The organism is Ruegeria atlantica, assembly GCF_013032455.1.
Taxonomy (GTDB): Bacteria; Pseudomonadota; Alphaproteobacteria; order Rhodobacterales; family Rhodobacteraceae; genus Ruegeria; species Ruegeria atlantica_B.
Genome location: NZ_WQCF01000001.1, coordinates 448,471 through 470,310 on the forward strand (window position 1 = coordinate 448,471; position 21,840 = coordinate 470,310).

Below are 21,840 nucleotides of genomic sequence, written 5' to 3' on the forward strand. Positions count from 1 at the left end.
ATTCAGTTCATTTGACGCAATTGCGACCACACCGTTAGGTTTGGCCATGCGCTTTGTCCTCTTGTGCCTGAGCCTGACGCTCTCTGCCAGCCCCTCTTGGTCGCAAGAGGCGTTGGGGCTTGCCGCCCCGGCCGAGGTTTCCGACTCTGGTCTGTTGCAACATATCCTTCCGCGCTTCTCTCTCAAGACCGGGATACGCGTTATTGCGGATGATGCGGGCGATTTAGTGTTGGAAACTGCACCACCCGGCGATCCTGTCTTCGCCCGCGAAGGTGTGATCTATCACTTGCGGATCGAAGATGACGCCAAACACGAACGATTCCGCGACTGGCTGTTGTCCGACGTAGGCAAGAACACGGTCGAAAGTTTTGTTCCGCAACAAGGCGCCCCCTTCTCTGCCAGCTTTGAGGTCGCAGCAACACAGGAAGAGATCGTGATCGACGGCGACGCGGCCATAGGCGAGGAGCTGTCAATGACTCATTGCGGACGCTGCCACGTTATCGGGCCACAGAACCGGATGAACGGGCTGGGTTCTACCCCGTCTTTTGCGGTGCTGCGCGCGATGTCCGACTGGTCGGAACGGTTCGAGGCATTTTTTGCGCTCAATCCTCATCCGGCCTTCACGCAGATTGACGGGCTTACACCACCTTTCGCTCCGGAACGCCCCTCGCCCATTCACCCGGTCGAGATCACTCTGGAAGAGTTCGAAGCAATCCTGGCTTTCGTCTCGATCATCAAAGCAGCCGACCTTGGCGCTCCGCTACAACTTCAGTGATCCTTTCGCTTTGAGAAGTAATCGTCGGTCGTGACGACCTTGGGTTTCGGATTGGACTGGAACGGGTTGTCCTGCTGCTGAAACTGCGCGTTGACGCGACAATTGTCACACATCTGGATCATCCGCGCCTTGTCCGAGGTGGCAAACATCGGATGTGTGCCCGAAAGCTTTTCCATAATCCGCTCAACCGTGGATTTCACACCGAACAAGGCCCCGCACTCCACGCAGGCAAAGGGCTCTTCTTCGTTCAACACCTGCTGAGACAAAGCCGCGTCGCTCAGGTCCAACTGCGGTACCAGTGTAATCGCATTCTCGGGACAGATGCCTTTGCAAAGACCACATTGCAAGCAGGCGTCCTGCTGAAAGTTCAACTGCGGTTTATCCGGGTTGTCTATTAAAGCACCTGAGGGACACAGCGACACACAGCTGAGGCACAATGTGCAGGCGTCTGTGTTTACCGCAATGGCTCCGTAGGGCGCATTCTCGGGCAATGGCATTGGCGCTTCGGCCTGCGGGTTCAGCGCCTGCGCCGACAGCCGGGTGATTTGCCTGCGGTTGCCCAACGGCAGAACCGGATCGGCCAATGGCGGTGGCACGTCCTGCTCATAGAGTAGGTCGGCCATCGCATCAGGGTCGGCCTCGTCAATCAATCCAAGGCCATCTGCCCCGGCAATAGCCTGGGCCAGCTCCAATTCACGATCCAACGCATCGCGTTCGGTGGTCGGAGCCAGCAGCACATCGACACGCGCGAACCCGTGGGCTAGTGCTGCCAGCATCTCAGCATGCCCAAAGCCCGAGATCACTTGCAGTTCTAACGGGATCACGTCAGCTGGAAGGCCCCGTCCGAAACGGGCGGCCAGCCGGATCATCTCGGTGCCATGGCTATCATGAACCAGAAGCCGGGGCGCCTCGCCTCCGGCTCGCCGAAATGTGCGGGCCAAAACGTGCATCCGCGACAACAGCGCGGAAATCGGCGGGTCTTCGTATGTAATGGCGGTTGAAGGGCACACCGCCGCACATTCCCCGCATCCAGCGCAGACCATCGGGTCAATGGACACATGCTCACCCGCCGGGGTGATTGCGCCGGTCGGACAGATATCCAGACAGTTCGTGCAGGCGACCTGCTCGGCACGGGAATGAGCGCAGAGCGTTTCCTCCATTCGTACGTAAAGCGGTTTTTCGAATGTACCGACCAGTTGAACCGCCTCAAAAGCCAAACGTTCCAACGCAATCGTATCCTTGGGGTCGGCACGCAGATACCCTTCTCGCTTGGCCGGGGCCTGTACAAAAGGCGTGCCACCGGTCAGGTCAATGACGATATCGCAAGAGGATTGCGCACCATCGCGCGGCCCCGTCCACGTAAAGTCGCCCCGGCCGCCCGGTTTCATCTGCTGCAAAGCATCAAATCGCAAAGAAAATCCGCCAAGCGCGCCGGTCAGTGACCGAATTCGCCCGCGCACAACATCAAATGCCCGCGAAATGGGCTGAGCATCATCAGTGACCAACACAGTTACAGCCAATGCTTCAGACAGGCGTGCCGCCAGATCAAAGGCAACCTTACCCGAACCGACAATAAAACAGGTGCCTTCACTGAAAACATCGACGCTGGGCGTAATCGGTTGGGGTAACAACGCCTCGGCGGCCAAGGCGGCCATCTTTGGCGCGGCATCGCTGCCCTGCTCGGACCAGCCAGCACGGTCGCGCAGGTCTACAAATCCGGGTGCGTCGATATTCAGCTCTTCCGCAAGAGCCTGGAACACATCCTGTTCCTGACCACAGGCAATCACCGTGTCGCCACCCTTCATCAGTGATGCCGCAGTTTCCAACTCGGAGGTACACAGCGCCGAGTGCACCTTGGAACATGCTGCATCGCATGCGGACGCGATTTTCTCGGCGTCCAGATCCTGCGTTCCCGCGCAGCTGCACAGCAGTATTTTTGTGCCCATGGCCTCCCCTCCCGAACATCTTCCCTGTTTCAGGTTCAGCTTAGAGCGCGTTTGAAAAGTGGCAATCCCCGGCGGTCAAGCATGCTGCGAAACCCGCTGTTGATCCGACCTGCTGACGTAAACATTTAGTGATCGCGCAATCGTCAGACAATTGAGGCTTGGCACAAAGCAATTTTGTGTACCATAGTAGACTAAGATGAAGGCAGGGGAGAGCCTTCCGGGGAGGATTAAGTGGCCAAGGCCGCAAGCCAGATTGAAATGCCAGTCGGCGTCGTCGTGCGCAAAACACCCGGTGTAACTCGCTGGGCGAAGTGGAACTGGCGCGCCGTTGCTGTTTTGCCCGGTGCCGGGCCAGCGGATTGGCTGGAACTGCGCCGTGAAGGCGAGGCCGTGGAATACCACGCGGCCACCCTCCCCTTGACCCTCTGGGCAGATGAAACCGAGGCCTACATGGTCAATCTGTCAGACGGTCAGCCCTCGATCTATCTTGTTCTGCGCGACGCGCTGGATGGAGAAAGACCGATGGATGCAGTGCTGGTCACCGCGTCCCCGTTCGAAGGGCAGGATTACGCAGATACCGGAGAAGAGATTGTTGAGAAAATCCCGATGACTGAAGGCCTGATTGCCTGGGTTCGGGATTTCGCTCTGGAACATCACCGCGATGAGGTTTTCGTCAAACGCCGTCGCGATAAGAAGCGCACCGATCTTGTCGAGGATGGCAAGGGAGATGCGCGCATCCGGCAGGACTCGGACGTCTACCGCGCCCCACGGAGGATCGTGCAGTGACCCAGACCCGCGATTTCTGGTCCCGCCGCAAGGCCGCTGTTGAGGCCGAGGCCGAAGCTGAGGTTATCGCGGCCGAGGAACGAGCCATTGCAGCGCAGCATGCCGAGCTGGAAGAAAAAAGCGACGCCGAAATACTGGCCGAATTCAATCTGCCCGATCCCGATCAGTTGCAGGCCGGAGATGACGTCTCGGGTTTCATGGCCAAGGCCGTGCCCGACCGTCTGCGCCGCCGCGCCCTACGTCGATTGTGGCGGTTGAACCCGGTGTTGGCCAATGTCGATGGGCTGGTCGATTACGGCGAGGATTATACCGATGCGGCTTGCGTGATCGAGAACATCCCCACCGCCTACCAAGTTGGCAAAGGCATGCTGGCGCATATCGAAGCCTTGGCTGCCGAAGCTGACGAGCCCCCTTCCGAAGATGAACCCGAAGAACCTGATATCGAATTGGAACCGGAATTGGATGAGAACCCAGTGCCCCAGCCGGTTTTGGTTGCTGAAGCGGAAGAGCCGGAAGAAGTCGACCTGCCCCCTGCCCCGCGTCGCATGAAATTCAAATTTGAAGGATGACCGCATGACCGCAGACAACGCGCACAATCTGGATATCTCGGCCGAGGATCGCCTGCGCGCGGATTTCTACAACTTCCTTGGGCTGCTTTTGTCAGCTCCACCGGATCAGATGCTGCTGGATCAGGTCGCAGGTCTGACAGGGGACGAAACAGATTTGGGTCAGGCCATTCAGGCCATGGCGCGGGTGGCAAAGGTTACTAAACCTGCTGCGGCGGAACGCGAATTCAATGCTCTGTTCATCGGGTTGGGTCGGGGTGAGTTGCTGCCTTACGCCAGCTTCTACCTGACTGGGTTCCTGAACGAGAAACCACTGGCTCAGCTACGCAACGACATGGCCGCGCGCGGCATCACGCGAGCGCAGAACGTGTACGAGCCCGAAGACAATATAGCCTCGTTGATGGAGATGATGGCGGGCATGATCGTCGGCCGTTTTGGCGCACCTGCGTCTCTGGAAGATCAAAAGGCATTCTGGAACAAACATATCGGCCCCTGGGCTACGCATTTTTATTCGGATTTGGAAGCCGCAGAAAACTCGGTTCTCTATGCCTCGGTCGGCACTGCCGGTCGGGTGTTCATGGAGATTGAGCGTGAGGCCTTCCGGATGACGGCGGTGTGATCCGCCATACCTCGCCAGCGCCCGAATTGGCGCTAGATCGCAAATGGGAAAGGAGGAGCCCATGAGCAAGACCAAGGAAGAAGGCGCCACGCGCCGCGACTTCCTCAAATTGGCCGGAACCGCAGCGCCTGCTGCCGTTGCCGCTGCCAGCCTAAGCGGACAAGCCGAAGCAGCCGAGCTGCCAACGGACGAAACCCGCATGCAGGACACAGCGCATACCCGCGCTTACCTGGACAGCGCGCGCTTCTAAGCCGCCTCGACTGCGCCCGGTTCACCAATCGGACGATGTCACTTACCCGACGGACGGTTGCGATTGGCCCTGATGTCGGCATCAGCAGTACCAAGCCAGCCATGGCTTACATGGCGAGCAAGGGAGGAAACCAATGCTAAGGAAAAAGACCAACGGGGTTGCGAGACGCCCCCAGCGGACAAGTATCCTGTCCCAAGTCGGCGAGAAAACCGTCGATCGCCGCGCGTTTCTGCGTGGATCGGGCCTGACGATCGGCGGCCTCGCCGCGATCAGCGCCACGGGTGGAACCGTGACGCCAGCCAGCGCCCAAACAGCGGCCAACACAGCCGTTGAGAATATCAAATCCATATGCACCCATTGTTCGGTCGGCTGTACAGTCGTGGCCGAAGTACAGAACGGCGTCTGGATCGGGCAGGAACCCGGTTGGGACAGCCCGTTCAATCTGGGTGCACACTGCGCCAAGGGGGCCTCGGTCCGCGAACATGCCCATGGCGAGCGCCGCCTCAAGTATCCGATGAAAAAGGAAGGCGGCGAGTGGAAGCGCATCAGCTGGGAAGAGGCGATCAACGAGATCGGCGACGGCATGATGAACATCCGCGCCGAATCCGGGCCAGACAGCGTGTACTGGCTGGGCTCGGCCAAGCACAATAACGAACAGGCCTACCTGTTCCGCAAGTTCGCCGCCTATTGGGGCACGAACAACGTGGACCATCAGGCCCGTATCTGCCACTCAACCACTGTTGCGGGTGTTGCGAATACTTGGGGCTACGGCGCCATGACCAATTCGTACAACGACATCCATAACTCTCGGGCCATCTTCATCATCGGCGGCAACCCAGCCGAGGCGCACCCCGTCTCGCTGTTGCATGTTTTGCGCGCAAAAGAGCAGAACAACGCACCGCTGATTGTCTGCGACCCGCGCTTTACGCGCACCGCCGCGCATGCGGATGAATATGTCCGCTTCCGCCCCGGCACAGACGTTGCTCTGATCTGGGGTATCCTGTGGCATATCTTCGACAACGGTTGGGAGGACAAAGAGTTCATCCGCACCCGTGTCTGGGGCATGGACCAAATCCGTGAAGAAGTTGCCAAGTGGAACCCGGAAGAGGTCGAGCGTGTTACCGGCACCCCCGGTTCGCAGCTGAAGCGCGTGGCGCGCACCATGGCCAATAACCGTCCTGGTACGGTGATCTGGTGCATGGGCGGTACGCAGCACACCAACGGTAACAACAACACCCGTGCCTACTGCGTGCTGCAGCTTGCACTTGGCAACATGGGAACCTCGGGTGGTGGCACCAACATCTTCCGCGGCCACGACAACGTGCAGGGCGCGACGGACCTTGGTGTTCTGTCCCACACTCTGCCCGGTTACTACGGATTGTCGAACGGTGCTTGGGGTCACTGGTCCCGCGTTTGGGGCGAGGATGTCGATTGGCTGAAAGGTCAGTTCGCTACGATCAAGGACAAGGAAGGCAAGGACAAGCCGCTGATGAATGAGCGCGGCATCCCGGTTTCCCGCTGGATCGACGGTGTACTGGAAGACCCGGCAAACATGGATCAGGACAACAACGTCCGCGCCATGGTTCTGTGGGGTCACGCTCCGAACTCGCAAACGCGTGGACCGGAAATGAAGACGGCGATGGAGAAGCTGGATATGCTGGTCGTGATCGACCCGTACCCCACAGTTTCCGCCGTTTTGCATGACCGCACCGATGGCGTCTATCTGTTGCCCGCCTGTACGCAGTTCGAAACCCGCGGCTCGGTCACTGCGTCGAACCGGTCGCTGCAGTGGCGCGACAAGGTGGTAGAACCGCTGTTCGAAAGCCTGCCGGACGAGGTCATCATGGCCAAGTTCGCCAACAAGTTCGGCTGGGCGGATCGGTTCTTCCGCAATATCGAAATGGAAGACCCCGAAACCCCGAATGTTGAAAGCATCACGCGTGAGTTCAACTCGGGCCTCTGGACCATCGGCTATACCGGTCAGTCGCCTGAACGTCTGAAAAGCCATATGGCCAACCAACACACGTTCGACAGAACCACGCTGCAAGCCATTGGTGGCCCGAACGACGGCGAGTATTATGGTCTGCCCTGGCCCTGCTGGGGAACGCCGGAAATGGGTCATACGGGGACACCAAACCTCTATGACATGTCCAAACCGGTCGCCGAAGGCGGCCTGACCTTCCGCGCCCGTTTCGGAGTGGAACGTGACGGCGACAACCTGCTGGCCGAAGGGGTCTACAGCGTCGGATCGGAAATTCAGGATGGATACCCTGAATTCACGATGCAAATGCTGATGGACCTTGGCTGGGACGGAGATCTAACGGCCGAGGAACGCGCGGCTATTGACGCCGTTGCGGGGCCAGAGACCAACTGGAAAACCGACCTTTCGGGCGGCATCCAGCGGATTGCGATCAAGCATGGCTGTGCGCCCTTCGGGAACGCCAAAGCCCGCGCGGTCGTCTGGACCTTCCCGGATCCGATCCCACTGCATCGCGAACCGCTCTACACGAACCGGCGCGATCTGGTGGAGGACTATCCGACCTACGAGGACCGGCAGGCCTATCGCCTTCCGACCCTTTATGCTTCGATCCAGAAGAACGACTTTTCAAAGGATTACCCGATAATCCTCACGTCAGGTCGTCTGGTCGAATATGAAGGCGGCGGCGAGGAAACCCGGTCGAACCCTTGGCTGGCTGAGCTACAGCAGGACATGTTCGTCGAGATCAACCCACGCGATGCTAACAACCTTGGCATTCGTGACGGGCAACAGGTCTGGGTCGAAGGTCCCGAAGGTGGCAAGGTCAAGGTTATGGCGATGCTGACCAACAGGGTCGGTGCCGGCGTGGCCTTCATGCCATTCCACTTTGGCGGCCATTTCCAGGGCGAGGACCTCAGGGCGAAATACCCTGCAGGCGCCGACCCCTACGTGCTGGGAGAAAGTTCCAATACCGCTCAGACCTATGGCTACGATTCAGTAACCCAGATGCAGGAGACCAAAGCGACTCTCTGCAAAATCTCAGCAGCGTAAGGAGGACGACAATGGCTAGAGCAAAGTTTCTCTGCGACGCTGAACGCTGCATCGAGTGCAACGCCTGCGTCACCGCGTGCAAGAATGAGCACGAGGTCCCATGGGGCATCAACCGCCGTAGGGTGGTGACGATCAATGATGGGGACCCGGGTGAACGCTCGATCTCGGTGGCCTGCATGCATTGCTCGGATGCGCCTTGCATGGCGGTGTGCCCGGTCGACTGCTTCTATCAGAACGAAGAAGGGGTCGTCCTGCACTCCAAGGACCTGTGCATCGGCTGCGGCTATTGCTTCTACGCGTGCCCGTTCGGCGCGCCCCAATACCCGCAGGCGGGCAACTTCGGATCGCGCGGCAAGATGGACAAATGTACCTTCTGCGCCGGTGGTCCCGAGGAAACGCACTCGACCGCAGAGTTCGCCAAATATGGTCGCAATCGGATCGCCGAGGGCAAGCTGCCCATCTGCGCCGAAATGTGTTCTACCAAGGCCCTGCTCGCTGGAGACGGCGATGTGGTCTCGGCCATCTACCGCGAGCGCGTCGTCGCGCGCGGCTTCGGCTCGGGCGCATGGGGTTGGGGCACGGCCTACGACCAGAAGGACGGCTGATCCGTCTGCAGGAAAATCAGGTGACCCGCTTAGGTGGGTCGCCTGTTTTGGAATTTTGACTGAGGTTCAGATGTTCCGCTTACTCATCGCATTCCTGTTCGCACTGGGTGTCGCTGGTGCCGCCGGTGCGCAATCGACCGAGACAGAAGTTATAGTCGACGAACGCGCGCAAACCGGCGGTGCGACGACGCTTGAGGACATTCTCGCTCGGCAACGTGGCGAAAAGGTCGATAACAGCTATCGCTCGGGCAATACCGGCCAAGGCAATGCCGAAGGGCTGCTGGGCCAGTTGGGAACGCGCGGTGTGGCCTCTGACAGCGATGTCTACCGCGCAATTCGCTATGGCTCGGCGGATACCACTGTATCCTCCAAGGGGCCTGCAGCGGGTGTCCTGATACAAGTTGGTGGCATGTGGTGGTTGAACTTCCGCACCGGGCCGCTGCGTGAATACGGCACCTATGTCGTGGGCGGAATGCTGGTCATTATCGTGCTGTTCTTTCTGTTCCGCGGGAAAATCCGCATCGAAGGAGAAAAAACCGGCCGCACGGTGACCCGCTTTAATAACTTCGAACGCTTCGGCCATTGGTTATTTGCGGGTTCCTTCCTGGTACTCGGGATAACGGGTCTGCTGACCCTTTATGGTCGTGACTTCCTGATCCCGATCTTTGGAAAAGAGGAATTCGCGAGCATCGCGCAGAGCTGCAAATGGCTGCACAACAATGTCGCATGGGCCTTCATGCTGGGGCTGATCATCGTCACCGTCAACTGGATTGCCCATAACATTCCCAACAAGATCGACCTGAAATGGCTAGCCGCCGGCGGTGGTCTGTTCACCAAAGGCAGCCACCCCCCTGCCAAGAAATTCAATGCGGGTCAAAAGGTGATTTTCTGGGCCTGTATCCTGTTGGGCGTCTCAATCAGCCTTTCGGGCCTGTCTCTGCTGTTCCCGTTCGAACTGCCGATGTTTGCTAAGACCTATTCGGTTGCGAATGCTACCGGCATTCCACAGCTGCTGGGTTTGAACCTGCCGACGCAAATGTCGCCGCAGGAAGAGATGCAGTATGCGCAGATCTGGCACGTGATGGTGGCCTATGTGTTTATCGCCATCATCATCGCTCATATTTATCTCGGATCAGTCGGCATGGAAGGTGCTTTCAATGCCATGGGCTCCGGCGAGGTTGAAGAGCAATGGGCACGCGAACATCATTCGCTGTGGCTGGAAGAGGTACAGGAAAAAGAGGCCAGAAAGTCAGCGGCTTCCCCTGCAGAATAGATGCGCTGGCTTGCCGTTGTCTTCGCTTTGTTTCCCCTGCCCGCTTTGGCCGAGTTCTTCACGCTCAAAGGCCACGGCGGGCCGATCATGGGGATCGCCACCGCGCCGGATGGGCGGATTGCGACGGCCAGCTTTGACAATTCCGTAGGGCTTTGGTCTGACCGTAGGCCAGAATGGCTGGAGGGGCACGAAGCTGCTGTCAACTCCGTCGCCTTTAATGGGCGCGCAATCTATTCGGCCGGGGATGATTTTACCCTGCGCCGGTGGCCGGGTGGTGAGGTTGTCGGTCGACACAAAGGTAAGATCGTTGGGCTGGCAACGTCGAAAACCCGTGTTGCGACGGCCAGTTGGGACGGCACTATTGGGATTTGGCCCGAGGATGGTTTGCCCAAGCAAACGCTGATGGTCGGCAGTGGTGTGAATGCGGTTGTCTTTTCGCCAGATGGATCAACGCTCTACTCGGCTGGTATGGATGGAGCTCTGCGGGTTTGGGATGTGTCCAGCGGGCAAGAAACCCTGCGCCTGATCGAACACGGATTTGCTATCAACGAGCTTGTTCTGAATGCCAAAGACAACTGGATCGCGTATGGTGCCGTGGACGGTGTGACCCGCATTCTTGATCTGACTACCGGAGAAGAACGCGACTTTACCCTAGGCCGCCGCCCCATTCTGGCGCTGACCCTTAGTCCTGATCGCCGCCTTTTAGCTGTAGGCGATGGTGAGGGCTACATCATGGTTATCGATACGCTTGAATGGCGCATTGCGCAGGATTTCCGCGCCACCTTGCGCGGCCCCGTGTGGGCGCTGGCCTTTTCTGTGGATGGACAGAACATACATGCAGGCGGCATTGATAAAGCGATGTATAGCTGGCCAGTCGCAGGTTTGGATAAACAAGAACAAATGGCCTCCGACGAACCTTCTTTCCTGAAAAACCCGGATGAAATGAGCAACGGAGAACGCCAGTTCACCCGTAAATGCTCGATCTGTCACAGTCTGACGCCCGACAGTCAGCGGCGCGCTGGCCCCACCCTGCATGGTATCTTCGGGCGCACGGCAGGTACGCTGCCGGGATATTTCTACTCGGACACGTTGCAAGACTCTGATATCGTTTGGAATGACAAAACGATAAATGCCCTTTTCGACGAAGGACCAGACCACTACATTCCGGGGTCAAAGATGCCGATGCAGCGGATCACGCAGGCCCAGGACCGGGAAGATCTGATCGATTTTCTGCGTCAGGCAACAACATCCCGGAACTGAGCCGGAGGAAATATATGAATGCTTTTCTTGCTGCAGTTGCTGCCATGGCGGTAATCGCCTTTTCCGCACCGATCGCCCTTGAGACGATGGGCTACAGCGCCGCCGCCTCAACGTCTGGCTCAGCTGTTCGCCTCGACTAGATGTCCAACTATCTAACTACAAAAGAACTGGCCGAGCTTTTGCGCATCGGCGAACGTAAGGCGTACGATCTGGCATCCTCGGGTGAAATCCCATGCGTGCGTGCAATGGGTAAATTGCTATTCCCAAAGGCTGAAATTATTGCCTGGCTGAATGCCTCTCGCTCGGGCCCGCAGGTGGCCGAACCGCCCCTGCCCCCGATTGTCGCCGGCAGCCACGACCCCTTGCTGGATTGGGCCCTTCGCGAAAGCGGTTCGGGATTAGCGACCTATTACGACGGTTCGTTCGATGGGCTGACTCGCCTGAAAGATCGCAACGCGCAGGCCGCCGCACTGCATATTCACGAAGACGACGGTTTTAACACGCAATCCCTGCGCGACCATTTGGGCGAAGCTCCGGTCGTTCTATACGAAGTCGCGAAACGGCAACGCGGCTTGCTTTTGGCGCCCAAAACCACAGACATCTCCGGATTTTCTGACTTGAGAGGGCGGCGCGTTGTCCTGCGTCAGGACAGTGCCGCAAGCCAGCATCTATTCGACGCCCAGCTCGAAGCCCACGGTTTGACCCGAGATGATCTGGACCCGCTGCCCACTTGCGCGCGCACCGAGGAAGAGCTGGCGATTGCCCTGCACGACAACAAAGCCGAAGTTGGGTTCGGGTTGGGTGCGTTGGCGGGCCTATACAATCTAGGCTTTGCCCCCACACATTCCGAACGCCTGGATCTGGCCATCTGGCGGCGCGCCTATTTCGACGAACCTATGTTGAAGCTATTGAGCTTTGTGCAATCGGAACGCTTTAGCATCCGCGCTGCAGAGTTCGGCGGCTATGACCTGTCCGGTCTGGGCACGATCCACCACAACGGAGCAAGTGGCTGATACGCTATTTTGCGTTCGGAAAGAACAACTGCTCTCCGTCCAGTCTGTAAGACGCGATGGCTGCCTGCCCGTTTGGGCTGGTAAGCCAGTCGATAAACCGCTGCCCGGCGGCTGCCCGGACACGAGGGTGCTTTTCAGGGTTCACAAGGATGACCCCGTATTGATTGAACAGACGCGGGTCACCTTCGACCAGAACTTCAAGGTTGCCTTTGTTTCCAAAGGATTGCCACGTGGCACGGTCGGTCAGTGCATAGGCTCCCATACCGCTGGCCACATTCAGCGTCGCACCCATGCCCGAGCCGGTTTCGCGGTACCACGCCCCCGATGCCGCCGTCGGGTCGGCGCCAGACTCGCCCCAAAGGCGCATTTCGGCCTTGTGAGTGCCACTGTCATCACCACGCGAAGCAAAGGGAGCTTCGGCATTGGCCACGGCAGTCAGGGCAGCGACAATATCTTTGCCTCCCTTCACCTTCGCCGGATCGGCTTTCGGTCCGACCAGAACAAAGTCGTTATACATCACGTCAAACCGCTCGACGCCCCAGCCGTCTTCCACGAATTTCTCCTCGGCCGGTTTGGAGTGGACCAGCAACACGTCGCCATCCCCATTTATCGCATTGCGGATCGCCTGACCCGTACCAACGGCAACGATACGCACGTCGATGCCCGTTTCAGCCTCAAAACCCGGCAAGATGTAATCCAGAAGGCCCGAGTTCTGGGTCGAAGTCGTCGACTGGACTACGATGAATGGCTCTTCTGCGTTGGCCAGCCCTGCCGTCAGACCAACGGCAATCAAGGCTGCCCGAATGATATCCCGGATCATTTAGATCTCCGTTTTTGATTAAGTAACCAACCCACCTGCCAAATAACGGCGTGCAGCGTCGCTTTCGGGGGCGTTCAAGACCTGTTTCGCCGCCCCGTGTTCAACCACATGACCGCCCTGCATCATCACGATATCGGCAGCCAACCGCCGGGCCTGTCCGACGTCATGGGTCACCATTACGATACGTACGCCTCTGGTTGAGGCAAGCAGGATCATCCGTTCAATCATCTGCGTTGCGCTGGGATCAAGCGCACTGGTGGGCTCGTCCAAAAACAGCGTTTCGGGATCCAGAGCCAGAGCGCGCAGAATAGCCAACCGTTGCGCCTCCCCCCCTGAAAGCGAGCGTGCGGATTGCCGCGCTTTACCGTCCAGCCCACCCTCAGCGAGCAATTCCTCTATGCGGGATTTCCGTAAACTACGAGGCAGCCCCCGACGTTTTAGTACAAAGTCCAGATTGGCCGCGACCGAGCGACGCAACAGCACAGGCTGTTGAAACACCATCCCCTGACGCGCTTTGTGATCCGCATTTAGGATCACACCATCTTGCCTGATTTGCCCACGGTCAGGCACGATCAACCCGTGCAGACAGCGCAACAACAGGCTTTTGCCCGACCCGTTCGGCCCAAGGATCAGAGTCGGCCCCGGCCCGTCCAGCGACAGGTGCTGTACATCCAGCAATGCCTTGCCTTTGCGGGTGATCCGCACTCGGTCGACCGATAGACAGCTAGCCATTTCATGGACCAGATCACGCATGGCGCAACCCCTCCTGCTCGGCCCGCAGGCTGAGCGTGCTGACCATGGCGTTCACCGCCACGGCGATGCCGATCAGGATGGCCCCCAGCGCCAAGGCCAGCGCCAGATTACCCTTAGACGTCTCAAGCGCGATGGTCGTCGTCATGACCCGCGTCACGTGATTGATATTACCGCCGACGATGATCACCGCGCCGACCTCGGCAATTGCACGCCCAAATCCGGCCAGCAATGCCGTCACCAATGCCAACCGCGCGTCCCACAGCAGCACAGGCACCGAGGCCAGCCGCGACACACCCAAAGAACGCAATTGCTCAGAATACTCTTCAGCCAGCATTTCGACCACTTGCCGGGTCAAAGCAGCAACAATAGGTGTGACCAGAACCACCTGTGCAATGATCATGGCGGTCGGCGTATAGAGCAGCTCAAGAACTCCCAGTGGCCCCGAGCGCGACAACATCAGGTAGACCAACAAGCCGACCACGACCGGAGGAAACCCCATCAGAGCGTTCATGAATACGATCAGTATCCGCCGCCCAGGGAACCGTGCAACCGCCAAAGCAGCGCCAACCGGCATGCCAATAAAGGCTGAAATCAATACAGCAAACACGGAAACTTTCAGGGACAACAGCACGATCGCCCACAGCTCAGCATCCCCGTTGAGGATCAGAGCCAGCGCAGAGCTGAATTCTGATGCAAATCCCTGCATTTTATTCCATCAGTTCGACATATCGTATGAAATGCGGTAAATTTCAAAGTAATACTAGAGCATCTGCCCACCAAGTACAGACACGTTTCCGACATCTCCAAAACGAAACGCGGCCCCGATTGGGACCGCGTCACTTTTCACCGGAATTAGGCTTAATTCAGAGCCGCATCGGTAATCTGATGGGTCCATGCACCTTCGGGTTCTTTTGTGATTGCAGGGTTTTCCGCGGAAACTGCCGAGAGAAGTGTTTTCACAGTTTGCTCGTAATCAGCCGGGTCTAGCGATCCGTCTGACCCTTCGATCAACTTTGCAACCTCGCCCATCATATAGACCTGATGATCAAGCTCTTGCGCTCCGGTTTCATCAAACTCCAGAACGATTTCGGCGGCTTCTTCCTGATTTTCGGCAGCGTATTTCCAACCTTTCATCGAAGCGCGTACAAATCGCTCCATCTTGTCTACGAAAGCAGGGTCGTCCAGGTTTTCCTCCATGACGTACAGCCCGTCTTCGAGCATGCCGAAACCCATTTGCAGATAGTTAAAAGTCACCAGTTCTTCTGGCGAGATCCCAGCCTGCAGGATTTGGCGGTACTCGTTGTAGGTCATGGTCGAGATACAATCAGCCTGCCCTTGGATCAGCGGGTCCGCTGAAAACGCCTGTTTCAGGACAGTGACACCGTTATCATCCGCGCCATCCGTTTCAATTCCAAGAGATGCCATCCAGGCGTAGAATGGATACTCATTTCCGAAGAACCAGACGCCCATCGTCCGCCCGGGAAAGTCTTCGGGGGATTCAACTCCGGTGGATTTGAGGCAATTGACCTGCAAGCCTCCGGTTTTGAAGGGCTGCGCAATATTAACCAGCGGAACACCACGTTCACGCGCTGCCAACCCGGCAGCCATCCAAGTTGTTATGACGTCGGCTCCACCGCCTGCGATGACTTGCTCCGGAGCGATATCTGGCCCGCCAGGCTTGATCGTTACGTCAAGCCCCTCTTCGTCATAGAATCCCTTTTCCTCTGCCACGAAGTAACCCGCGAACTGCGCCTGCCCGACCCATTTCAATTGAAGCGTTACCTCATCTGCCGCCAATGCAGAACTGGCGACCAGACTAAAGGCGGCAATCGCCCCGCTGAGTAGCTTGTTCATCTTCATATCTCCTAGTTGCTGTTGGTGCCCCTTTTTCGGGGTCTGTTGAATTCTGTCGTTATCCGCGTTGTGACGGGTGCCAGAAGGTCACCGCTTTTTCGATCATGGCAACCCCTCCGTAGAACGCTGTCCCGGCCAGCGCAGCCACAACAATCTCGGCCCAGACCATATCCAGCGATAATTGGCCCACGCTGGTTGAAATGCGAAAGCCCATCCCCACGATAGGCGAACCAAAGAACTCGGCCACGATAGCGCCGATCAACGCCAGAGTGGTAGAAATCTTTAGCCCGTTGAAAATAAACGGCATCGCGGCTGGCAGGCGGAGTTTAAGGAAGCTTTGCCAATAGGTCGCCGCATAGGTCTCCATCAGGTCACGCTGCATGGCTGTGGCCTCTCGCAACCCCGCGACGGTGTTCACCAACATTGGAAAGAACACCATCACCACAACCACTGCCGCCTTGGAATGCCAGTCGAACCCGAACCACATCACCAGAATGGGGGCCGTTCCCACAATCGGCAGTGCCGCTACGAAGTTTCCGACGGGCAGCAGCCCAAGGCGCAGGAAATCCCATCGATCCACGGCAATCGCCATCAGGAAGGCCGAGCCGCAACCGATGATATAACCGCTCAGCGCGCCCTTGATGATGGTTTGCACAAAATCCGCCCACAAGGTTGGCAGACTGTCAGCAAAGCGCACCGCGATCACCGAGGGCGCAGGCAGGATGACCAAAGGAACTTCTAGGCCGCGCACAACCAGCTCCCAAATGCCGATCACCGTCAGGCCAAAGATCAGCGGTGCCAGGAACCGAACCATTCGCGTATCTGCATAGGGACCACTGGCCAGGCGACTGTTCAGCCACCACCCCAACAGCCAGACGCCGATCGCTCCAAGAACAGGTATCATTGCGCCATCCCCATCCGTTTCAGAACCGTCCGCTCAATCAGACCCAGCAACCCGACCAGACAGGCTGCCAGAATAGCCGCGGCAAACAAGGCCGACCAAATTTGCACTGTCTGACCGTAGTAGCTCCCCGCCAAAAGGCGCGCGCCCAACCCAGCAACGGCCCCGGTTGGCAGTTCTCCGACAATCGCCCCCACCAGCGAAGCCGCAATACCGATTTTTAACGAGGTGAACAGGTATGGCATCGAAGCGGGCAGACGCAGCTTCCAAAATCCCTGCGACCGGCTGGCATTATAAGTTCGCAACAGGTCCAACTGCATCGCATCCGGGCTGCGCAACCCTTTGACCATGCCGACCACAACAGGGAAAAAGCTGAGATAGGCTGAGATAATCGCCTTGGGGATGATCCCCTGAATGCCAACTGAATACAGCACGACGATAATCATCGGCGCCAGCGCAATGATCGGGATTGTCTGGCTGACAATGGCCCACGGCATGACCGAAAGATCCATCACCCTGCTGTGCACGATCCCAACAGCCAGCAAAATGCCCAGCCCTGTACCGATTGCAAAGCCCAACATCGTCGCGCTCAACGTCACCCATCCATGATAGATCAGCGATCGCTTCGAGGTGATCTTCTTCTGAACTGTCGTCTCCCACATCTCGATGGCGACCTGATGCGGCGCTGGCAGTCGGGGTCTGTCCTGTTCCCACGTGGCCGGGATGGCGAAGCTGTTGTTCAGCGCCAAACCAAACTCGGACATATCCCGCCGGTCCTTTGCTAAAGGTGGCAGTACCTCGGCTCCGGCGCGCTCCTGTTCCGTCAGCACACCCTTGATATTCATTGGAATACATGCCGCGTACCAAAAGACCATGATTACCGCGAGGACGGTCAGAACGGCCCAGAATGCTTTGAAACCGTCATTCATCATCCGCATGCCCCGCACGCAAACCCTCGCGCACGCGATGGGCGACTTCAATGAACTCCGGTGTATCGCGAATGTCGAGCGGTCGCTCCTTCGGCAGAGGACTTTCGATTACATCCGTAATTCGCCCCGGCCGCGGGCTCATGACCACGATTTTGGTACTGAGATAAACCGCCTCGGGGATCGAGTGTGTCACGAACCCAATGGTCTTTTCCGTGCGCGCCCACAGCGCCAGAAGCTGTTCATTCAAGTGATCGCGCACAATCTCATCCAGCGCGCCAAACGGCTCGTCCATCAGAAGGATGTCCGCATCAAAGGCCAGCGCGCGCGCTATACTGGCCCGCTGCTGCATACCACCCGACAATTGCCAGGGAAATTTCCCACCAAATCCTTCTAGATCAACGAGTTCCAAAACGTTCTTCACACGCTCATTCTGTTCGGACCCGGAATACCCCATGATCTCGAGCGGCAGCTTGATGTTCTTGGCAATGGTGCGCCATGGATACAGGCCCGCCGCCTGAAACACGTAACCATAGGCCCGGTTCCGACGCGCTTCATCCGGGGTCATGCCGTTGACGGTCAATGCTCCTCCGGTTGGCGTTTCCAATGCTGCGATACAACGCAGAAACGTGGTCTTGCCACATCCCGAGGGGCCAATGAAGCTGACGAAATCACCCTTGTCGATTGTCAGGTTCACGTCCTTAAGGGCGTGGATCGGGCCGTCATTGGTTTGGAAGGTGAGATCCAGATGCCTTGCCTCAATTACGGGCGGGGTCGTGCTTTCAGTATTCATTCCACTGCCTTGAAAATATTTATCTTTGGGCAGCCTTTGCGACGGCCCTCGCGCATCAAACACCCGTCGCCGGAATGCCCGTCCGCTCAACTGGTCGCGGCGCAGTCAACTCTTTCCAAGTGCTCAGCGCTTTGTTCACATGACCATTGGGTTCGCGTGCCACAAACTCACCATGCCCTTCCTGTGTACGAATTTCTCCGTCATGCACAGCCACCTGTCCACGAGTCAGCGTAAACCGCGGCAGACCTTTTACCTCTTTTCCCTCAAACACATTGTAATCGATTGAAGATTGCTGCGTCTCAGCGCTGATCGTCTTGGTCTTTTCCGGATCCCAAACAACGATATCCGCGTCTGCCCCAACAAGGATTGCACCTTTTTTCGGATAGCAATTCAAAATCTTAGAGATGTTTGTTGATGTAACAGCCACGAACTCGTTTGGCGTCAGGCGTCCAGTATTGACCCCATGTGTCCACAGCATCGGCATCCGGTCCTCAAGTCCGCCAGTGCCGTTCGGAATCTTGGTAAAATCGCCCACGCCAAATCGCTTCTGCTCGGTAGTAAACGCACAATGATCCGTTGCAACAACACTCAGCGTGCCAGAGTGCAGGCCATTCCACAAACTGTCCTGATGCTGCTTGTTCCGGAACGGAGGGCTCATGACGCGCCGCGCGGCATGGTCCCAATCCTGATGGAAATACTCGCTCTCATCCAGCGTCAGATGCTGGATCAACGGCTCTCCCCAAACTCGTTTTCCATTCATCTTGGCGCGCCGAATAGCCTCATGCGCCTCTTCACAGGACGTATGCACCACATAGAGCGGCACCCCCGCCATGTCCGCGATCATAATGGCGCGGTTAGTTGCCTCACCTTCCACCTGCGGAGGGCGGGAATAGGCGTGCGCTTCCGGGCCGGTATTGCCTTCGGCCAACAACTTCGCGCTCAGCTCAGCCACGACGTCGCCGTTTTCGGCATGAACCATTGCAATCCCACCCAGCTCGGCCAGGCGCTTGAACGAGGCGAATAACTCATCATCATTCACCATCAGCGCGCCCTTATAAGCCATGAAGTGCTTGAACGTATTGATCCCGCGCGTCTCGATCACCGTTTTGATGTCGTCAAAAACCTGCTCCCCCCACCAAGTCACCGCCATGTGGAACGAATAATCACAATTCGCGCGCGTCGATTTATTGTCCCAGCGCTTCAACGCATCCAACAGGCTTTCACCAGGATTCGGCAACGCAAAATCCACCACCATCGTGGTGCCACCGGCCAGGGCCGCCCGCGTTCCGCTTTCAAAATCATCGCTGGAGTAGGTCCCCATGAACGGCATCTCCAGATGCGTATGCGGATCGATCCCGCCCGGCATCACGTAACAGCCGGTCGCGTCAAGCTCCTCGTCACCTTTCAAATCCATCCCGATCTCGGTGATAACTCCATCTTCGACAAGGACATCTGCCTTGTAAGAAAGATCAGCGGTGACGACGGTCCCGTTCTTGATAACAGTGCTCATTTTAATCTCCCTGATGCGGTCTGCGCCGCTTGCTTCATCTGGCCAAAAATATCCCGGGGGAGTCGCCCGGCGGGCGACGGGGGCAGAGCCCCCTACTCCACGATCTCAGCTGTCTCGACGACCGCATGAAACAGAACATCCGCCCCGGCCGCAGCCCAATCTTTGCTGATTTCCTCAGCCTCGTTATGGCTCAACCCGTCCACGCAAGGGCACATCACCATTGCAGTCGGTGCGACACGGTTGATCCAGCACGCATCATGCCCCGCGCCCGAGATGATATCCGTGTGGGAATAACCCAACCGTTCCGCCGCATCCCGAACAGCCGCAACGCAGCCCTCATCAAATTTCACAGGATCAAAGCCGCCCACCTTCTCGAATTCGACCTCAAGACCCATTTCGTTGACGATATCCTCGGCGGCCACACGCAGGCGGTTTTCCATATCCGTGATCACGTCCAATTCCGGCGAGCGGAGATCCACCGTAAACACCACCTTACCCGGAATCACGTTGCGCGAGTTTGGATAGACATCGATATGCCCCGCAGCCCCCACGGCATGGGGAGCGTGGGACCATGCGATCTCATCCACCTTCTCAAGAATACGCGCCATCGCCAGCCCCGCATTCTTACGCATCGGCATCGGGGTCGAACCGGTATGCGCGTCCTTGCCAGTCACAGTGACCTGCGTCCAGCTTAAGCCCTGCCCATGGGTGACGACACCGATATCCTTCCCCTCGGCCTCCAGAATCGGCCCCTGTTCGATGTGCAGTTCAAAGAACGCATGCATTTTGCGCGCGCCGACCTCTTCCTCACCCCGCCATCCGATGCGCTGCAACTCATCTCCGAATTTCTTGCCTTCGGCATCCTCTCGATCATAGGCCCAATCTTGCGTGTGCATTCCCGCAAAGACGCCCGAAGACAGCATCGCAGGCGCATAGCGCGTACCTTCCTCATTGGTCCAATTGGTCGTCACGATAGGATGTTTGGTCTTGATCCCCAGATCATTGAGCGTTCGGATGATTTCCACCCCACCCAACACACCCAGCACGCCGTCGTATTTGCCGCCCGTCGGCTGCGTATCCAGATGCGATCCGACATAAACCGGCAATGCCTCGGGGTCAGTCCCTTCACGACGGGCAAACATATTGCCCATCTGATCCAACCCCATCGTGCAACCAGCGTCTTCGCACCACTTCTGAAACAGCGCACGTCCTTCGGCGTCTTCATCGGTCAGGGTCTGGCGGTTATTACCCCCTGCCACGCCAGGGCCAATTTTGGCCATCTCCATAAGACTGTCCCATAGCCTATCGCCATTGATCCTGAGATTCTGCGCCGGAGCTGCCATCTGTATTCCCCTGTAGCTTGCGATTTGGCTCGCTTTTGGTGTCTTGATTTGACCATCTGGTCAAACTCACGCTATCACGGGTTCGAGATCAGTCAAGAAATTGCATGGCGCCGCCGGAATTTTCGGCATAATTGGCCCCCGCATAGCGAAAAAAAGAGACGCGCTGGAAACATGCCCAAGGATCGTGCCCCGACCCGAATTCAGAAAAAGAATCGTGCTGCGATTCTCGAAGCAGCGCTGAACGTGTTTTCCGCGCATGGATTTCGCGGTGCGACCGTGGATCAAATTGCAACCGAAGCCGGGCTGAGCAAACCCAACCTGCTGTATTACTTTCCATCAAAAGAGGCGATTCACACCGCCCTCCTCTCGGGCTTGTTGGAAACATGGCTGGCCCCGCTGCACGACTTGGATGCGGATGGCGACCCATTGGAAGAAATCCTCTCCTATATCCATCGCAAATTGCAGATGAGCCGCGAACTACCACGTGAAAGCCGCCTGTTTGCCAATGAATTGGTTCAGGGCGCGCCCCGCATTCACAATGCTTTGTCGAATGACCTCAAGGCGCTGGTCGACGAGAAAACCGCTATCCTGACAGAGTGGATGGATCAGGGCAAAATCGCGCGCCTGCATCCTTACCACCTGATCTTCTCGATCTGGGCCCTGACGCAACACTACGCCGATTTCGATGTGCAGGTGCGCGCTATTCTGGGAGACGAAGATCCGTTCGAGGGGGCCGAACCGTTCATCGACACGCTGTATCGCAAATTGCTGACACCATAGAAAAAGGGGCCGTTGAACGGCCCCTTCTTGTTTGTAACA

Annotated in this window: 22 protein-coding genes; 12 read left to right on the plus strand and 10 right to left on the minus strand. The window is 57.7% G+C overall.

The window, feature by feature from the left end; translation table 11 throughout:
* Window positions 1-46 precede the first annotated feature (46 nt).
* Entirely contained in the window at window positions 47-775 is a 729-nt protein-coding gene (locus GOW93_RS02200; RefSeq protein ID WP_170381426.1) for a c-type cytochrome, read from the plus strand.
* Here the strand turns inward: GOW93_RS02200 and GOW93_RS02205 are convergent.
* Window positions 769-2,721, minus strand: a complete 1,953-nt coding sequence (locus GOW93_RS02205) for a 4Fe-4S binding protein (RefSeq protein WP_170381427.1) — start codon at window positions 2,719-2,721, stop codon at window positions 769-771. The genes GOW93_RS02200 and GOW93_RS02205 overlap by 7 nt on opposite strands.
* Window positions 2,722-2,952: 231 nt before the next feature.
* Between GOW93_RS02205 and GOW93_RS02210 the strand changes: the two genes are divergently transcribed.
* The 10 genes from GOW93_RS02210 to GOW93_RS02250 all read left to right on the plus strand — a co-directional run bounded on the left by GOW93_RS02210 (window position 2,953) and on the right by GOW93_RS02250 (window position 12,121).
* Window positions 2,953-3,507 (plus strand): DUF3305 domain-containing protein, encoded by a 555-nt coding sequence (locus GOW93_RS02210; protein ID WP_170381428.1) that lies wholly within the window; start codon window positions 2,953-2,955, stop codon window positions 3,505-3,507.
* Window positions 3,504-4,076 (plus strand): DUF3306 domain-containing protein, encoded by a 573-nt coding sequence (locus GOW93_RS02215; RefSeq protein WP_170381429.1) that lies wholly within the window; start codon window positions 3,504-3,506, stop codon window positions 4,074-4,076. Before GOW93_RS02210 ends, GOW93_RS02215 begins: the two co-directional genes overlap by 4 nt.
* Before the next feature lie 4 nt (window positions 4,077-4,080).
* Window positions 4,081-4,692: a TorD/DmsD family molecular chaperone gene (locus GOW93_RS02220; RefSeq protein ID WP_170381430.1), complete on the plus strand. Its 612-nt coding sequence runs from the start codon at window positions 4,081-4,083 to the stop codon at window positions 4,690-4,692.
* A gap of 61 nt (window positions 4,693-4,753) precedes the next feature.
* A complete protein-coding gene (locus GOW93_RS02225) occupies window positions 4,754-4,942 on the plus strand; it encodes a ubiquinol-cytochrome c reductase iron-sulfur subunit N-terminal domain-containing protein (RefSeq protein WP_142634359.1) in 189 nt (62 codons plus the stop codon).
* 133 nt (window positions 4,943-5,075) lie between these two features.
* A complete protein-coding gene (locus GOW93_RS02230) occupies window positions 5,076-7,970 on the plus strand; it encodes a formate dehydrogenase subunit alpha (protein ID WP_170381431.1) in 2,895 nt (964 codons plus the stop codon).
* 11 nt (window positions 7,971-7,981) lie between these two features.
* Window positions 7,982-8,575 (plus strand): formate dehydrogenase FDH3 subunit beta, encoded by a 594-nt coding sequence (gene fdh3B / locus GOW93_RS02235; RefSeq protein ID WP_085821701.1) that lies wholly within the window; start codon window positions 7,982-7,984, stop codon window positions 8,573-8,575.
* Window positions 8,576-8,645: 70 nt separating this feature from the next.
* Window positions 8,646-9,848: a formate dehydrogenase subunit gamma gene (locus GOW93_RS02240; protein WP_170381432.1), complete on the plus strand. Its 1,203-nt coding sequence runs from the start codon at window positions 8,646-8,648 to the stop codon at window positions 9,846-9,848.
* On the plus strand, window positions 9,849-11,108 hold the full coding sequence (locus GOW93_RS02245; RefSeq protein WP_170381433.1) for a c-type cytochrome: 1,260 nt from the start codon (window positions 9,849-9,851) through the stop codon (window positions 11,106-11,108). It begins immediately after the preceding gene.
* Between the two features lie 14 nt (window positions 11,109-11,122).
* Window positions 11,123-11,248 carry a hypothetical protein gene (locus tag GOW93_RS20825; protein ID WP_302476985.1) on the plus strand — a complete coding sequence of 42 codons (126 nt, stop codon included), beginning with the start codon at window positions 11,123-11,125 and terminating at the stop codon, window positions 11,246-11,248.
* A complete protein-coding gene (locus GOW93_RS02250; protein ID WP_170381434.1) occupies window positions 11,249-12,121 on the plus strand; it encodes a helix-turn-helix transcriptional regulator in 873 nt (290 codons plus the stop codon). It abuts the gene before it with no gap.
* A 4-nt stretch (window positions 12,122-12,125) separates the two neighbouring features.
* Here the strand turns inward: GOW93_RS02250 and GOW93_RS02255 are convergent, their stop codons facing one another.
* The 9 genes from GOW93_RS02255 to GOW93_RS02295 form a co-directional block, all read right to left on the minus strand.
* Window positions 12,126-12,941 carry an extracellular solute-binding protein gene (locus tag GOW93_RS02255; RefSeq protein ID WP_170381435.1) on the minus strand — a complete coding sequence of 272 codons (816 nt, stop codon included), beginning with the start codon at window positions 12,939-12,941 and terminating at the stop codon, window positions 12,126-12,128.
* An 18-nt stretch (window positions 12,942-12,959) separates the two neighbouring features.
* Window positions 12,960-13,694: an ATP-binding cassette domain-containing protein gene (locus GOW93_RS02260; RefSeq protein ID WP_170381436.1), complete on the minus strand. Its 735-nt coding sequence runs from the start codon at window positions 13,692-13,694 to the stop codon at window positions 12,960-12,962.
* Complete coding sequence (locus GOW93_RS02265; RefSeq protein ID WP_170381437.1) at window positions 13,687-14,400, minus strand: ABC transporter permease; 714 nt, start codon at window positions 14,398-14,400, stop codon at window positions 13,687-13,689. Before GOW93_RS02265 ends, GOW93_RS02260 begins: the two co-directional genes overlap by 8 nt.
* A 152-nt stretch (window positions 14,401-14,552) precedes the next feature.
* Window positions 14,553-15,548: an ABC transporter substrate-binding protein gene (locus GOW93_RS02270; RefSeq protein WP_170381438.1), complete on the minus strand. Its 996-nt coding sequence runs from the start codon at window positions 15,546-15,548 to the stop codon at window positions 14,553-14,555.
* A 58-nt stretch (window positions 15,549-15,606) separates the two neighbouring features.
* Window positions 15,607-16,452 (minus strand): ABC transporter permease, encoded by an 846-nt coding sequence (locus GOW93_RS02275; protein ID WP_170381439.1) that lies wholly within the window; start codon window positions 16,450-16,452, stop codon window positions 15,607-15,609.
* The gene (locus GOW93_RS02280) at window positions 16,449-17,378 is read right to left on the minus strand and encodes an ABC transporter permease (RefSeq protein ID WP_170381786.1); all 930 of its coding nucleotides are present in this window, start codon (window positions 17,376-17,378) and stop codon (window positions 16,449-16,451) included. Before GOW93_RS02280 ends, GOW93_RS02275 begins: the two co-directional genes overlap by 4 nt.
* Window positions 17,371-18,168 carry an ABC transporter ATP-binding protein gene (locus GOW93_RS02285; protein ID WP_170381440.1) on the minus strand — a complete coding sequence of 266 codons (798 nt, stop codon included), beginning with the start codon at window positions 18,166-18,168 and terminating at the stop codon, window positions 17,371-17,373. Before GOW93_RS02285 ends, GOW93_RS02280 begins: the two co-directional genes overlap by 8 nt.
* A gap of 55 nt (window positions 18,169-18,223) precedes the next feature.
* The gene (hydA, locus tag GOW93_RS02290; protein WP_170381441.1) at window positions 18,224-19,678 is read right to left on the minus strand and encodes a dihydropyrimidinase; all 1,455 of its coding nucleotides are present in this window, start codon (window positions 19,676-19,678) and stop codon (window positions 18,224-18,226) included.
* A 92-nt stretch (window positions 19,679-19,770) separates the two neighbouring features.
* Window positions 19,771-21,021, minus strand: a complete 1,251-nt coding sequence (locus GOW93_RS02295; protein WP_170381442.1) for a Zn-dependent hydrolase — start codon at window positions 21,019-21,021, stop codon at window positions 19,771-19,773.
* A 171-nt stretch (window positions 21,022-21,192) separates the two neighbouring features.
* On the opposite strand from GOW93_RS02295, the gene GOW93_RS02300 reads away from it, so the two are divergent.
* Window positions 21,193-21,801 carry a TetR family transcriptional regulator C-terminal domain-containing protein gene (locus GOW93_RS02300; RefSeq protein ID WP_170381443.1) on the plus strand — a complete coding sequence of 203 codons (609 nt, stop codon included), beginning with the start codon at window positions 21,193-21,195 and terminating at the stop codon, window positions 21,799-21,801.
* Window positions 21,802-21,840 lie beyond the last annotated feature (39 nt).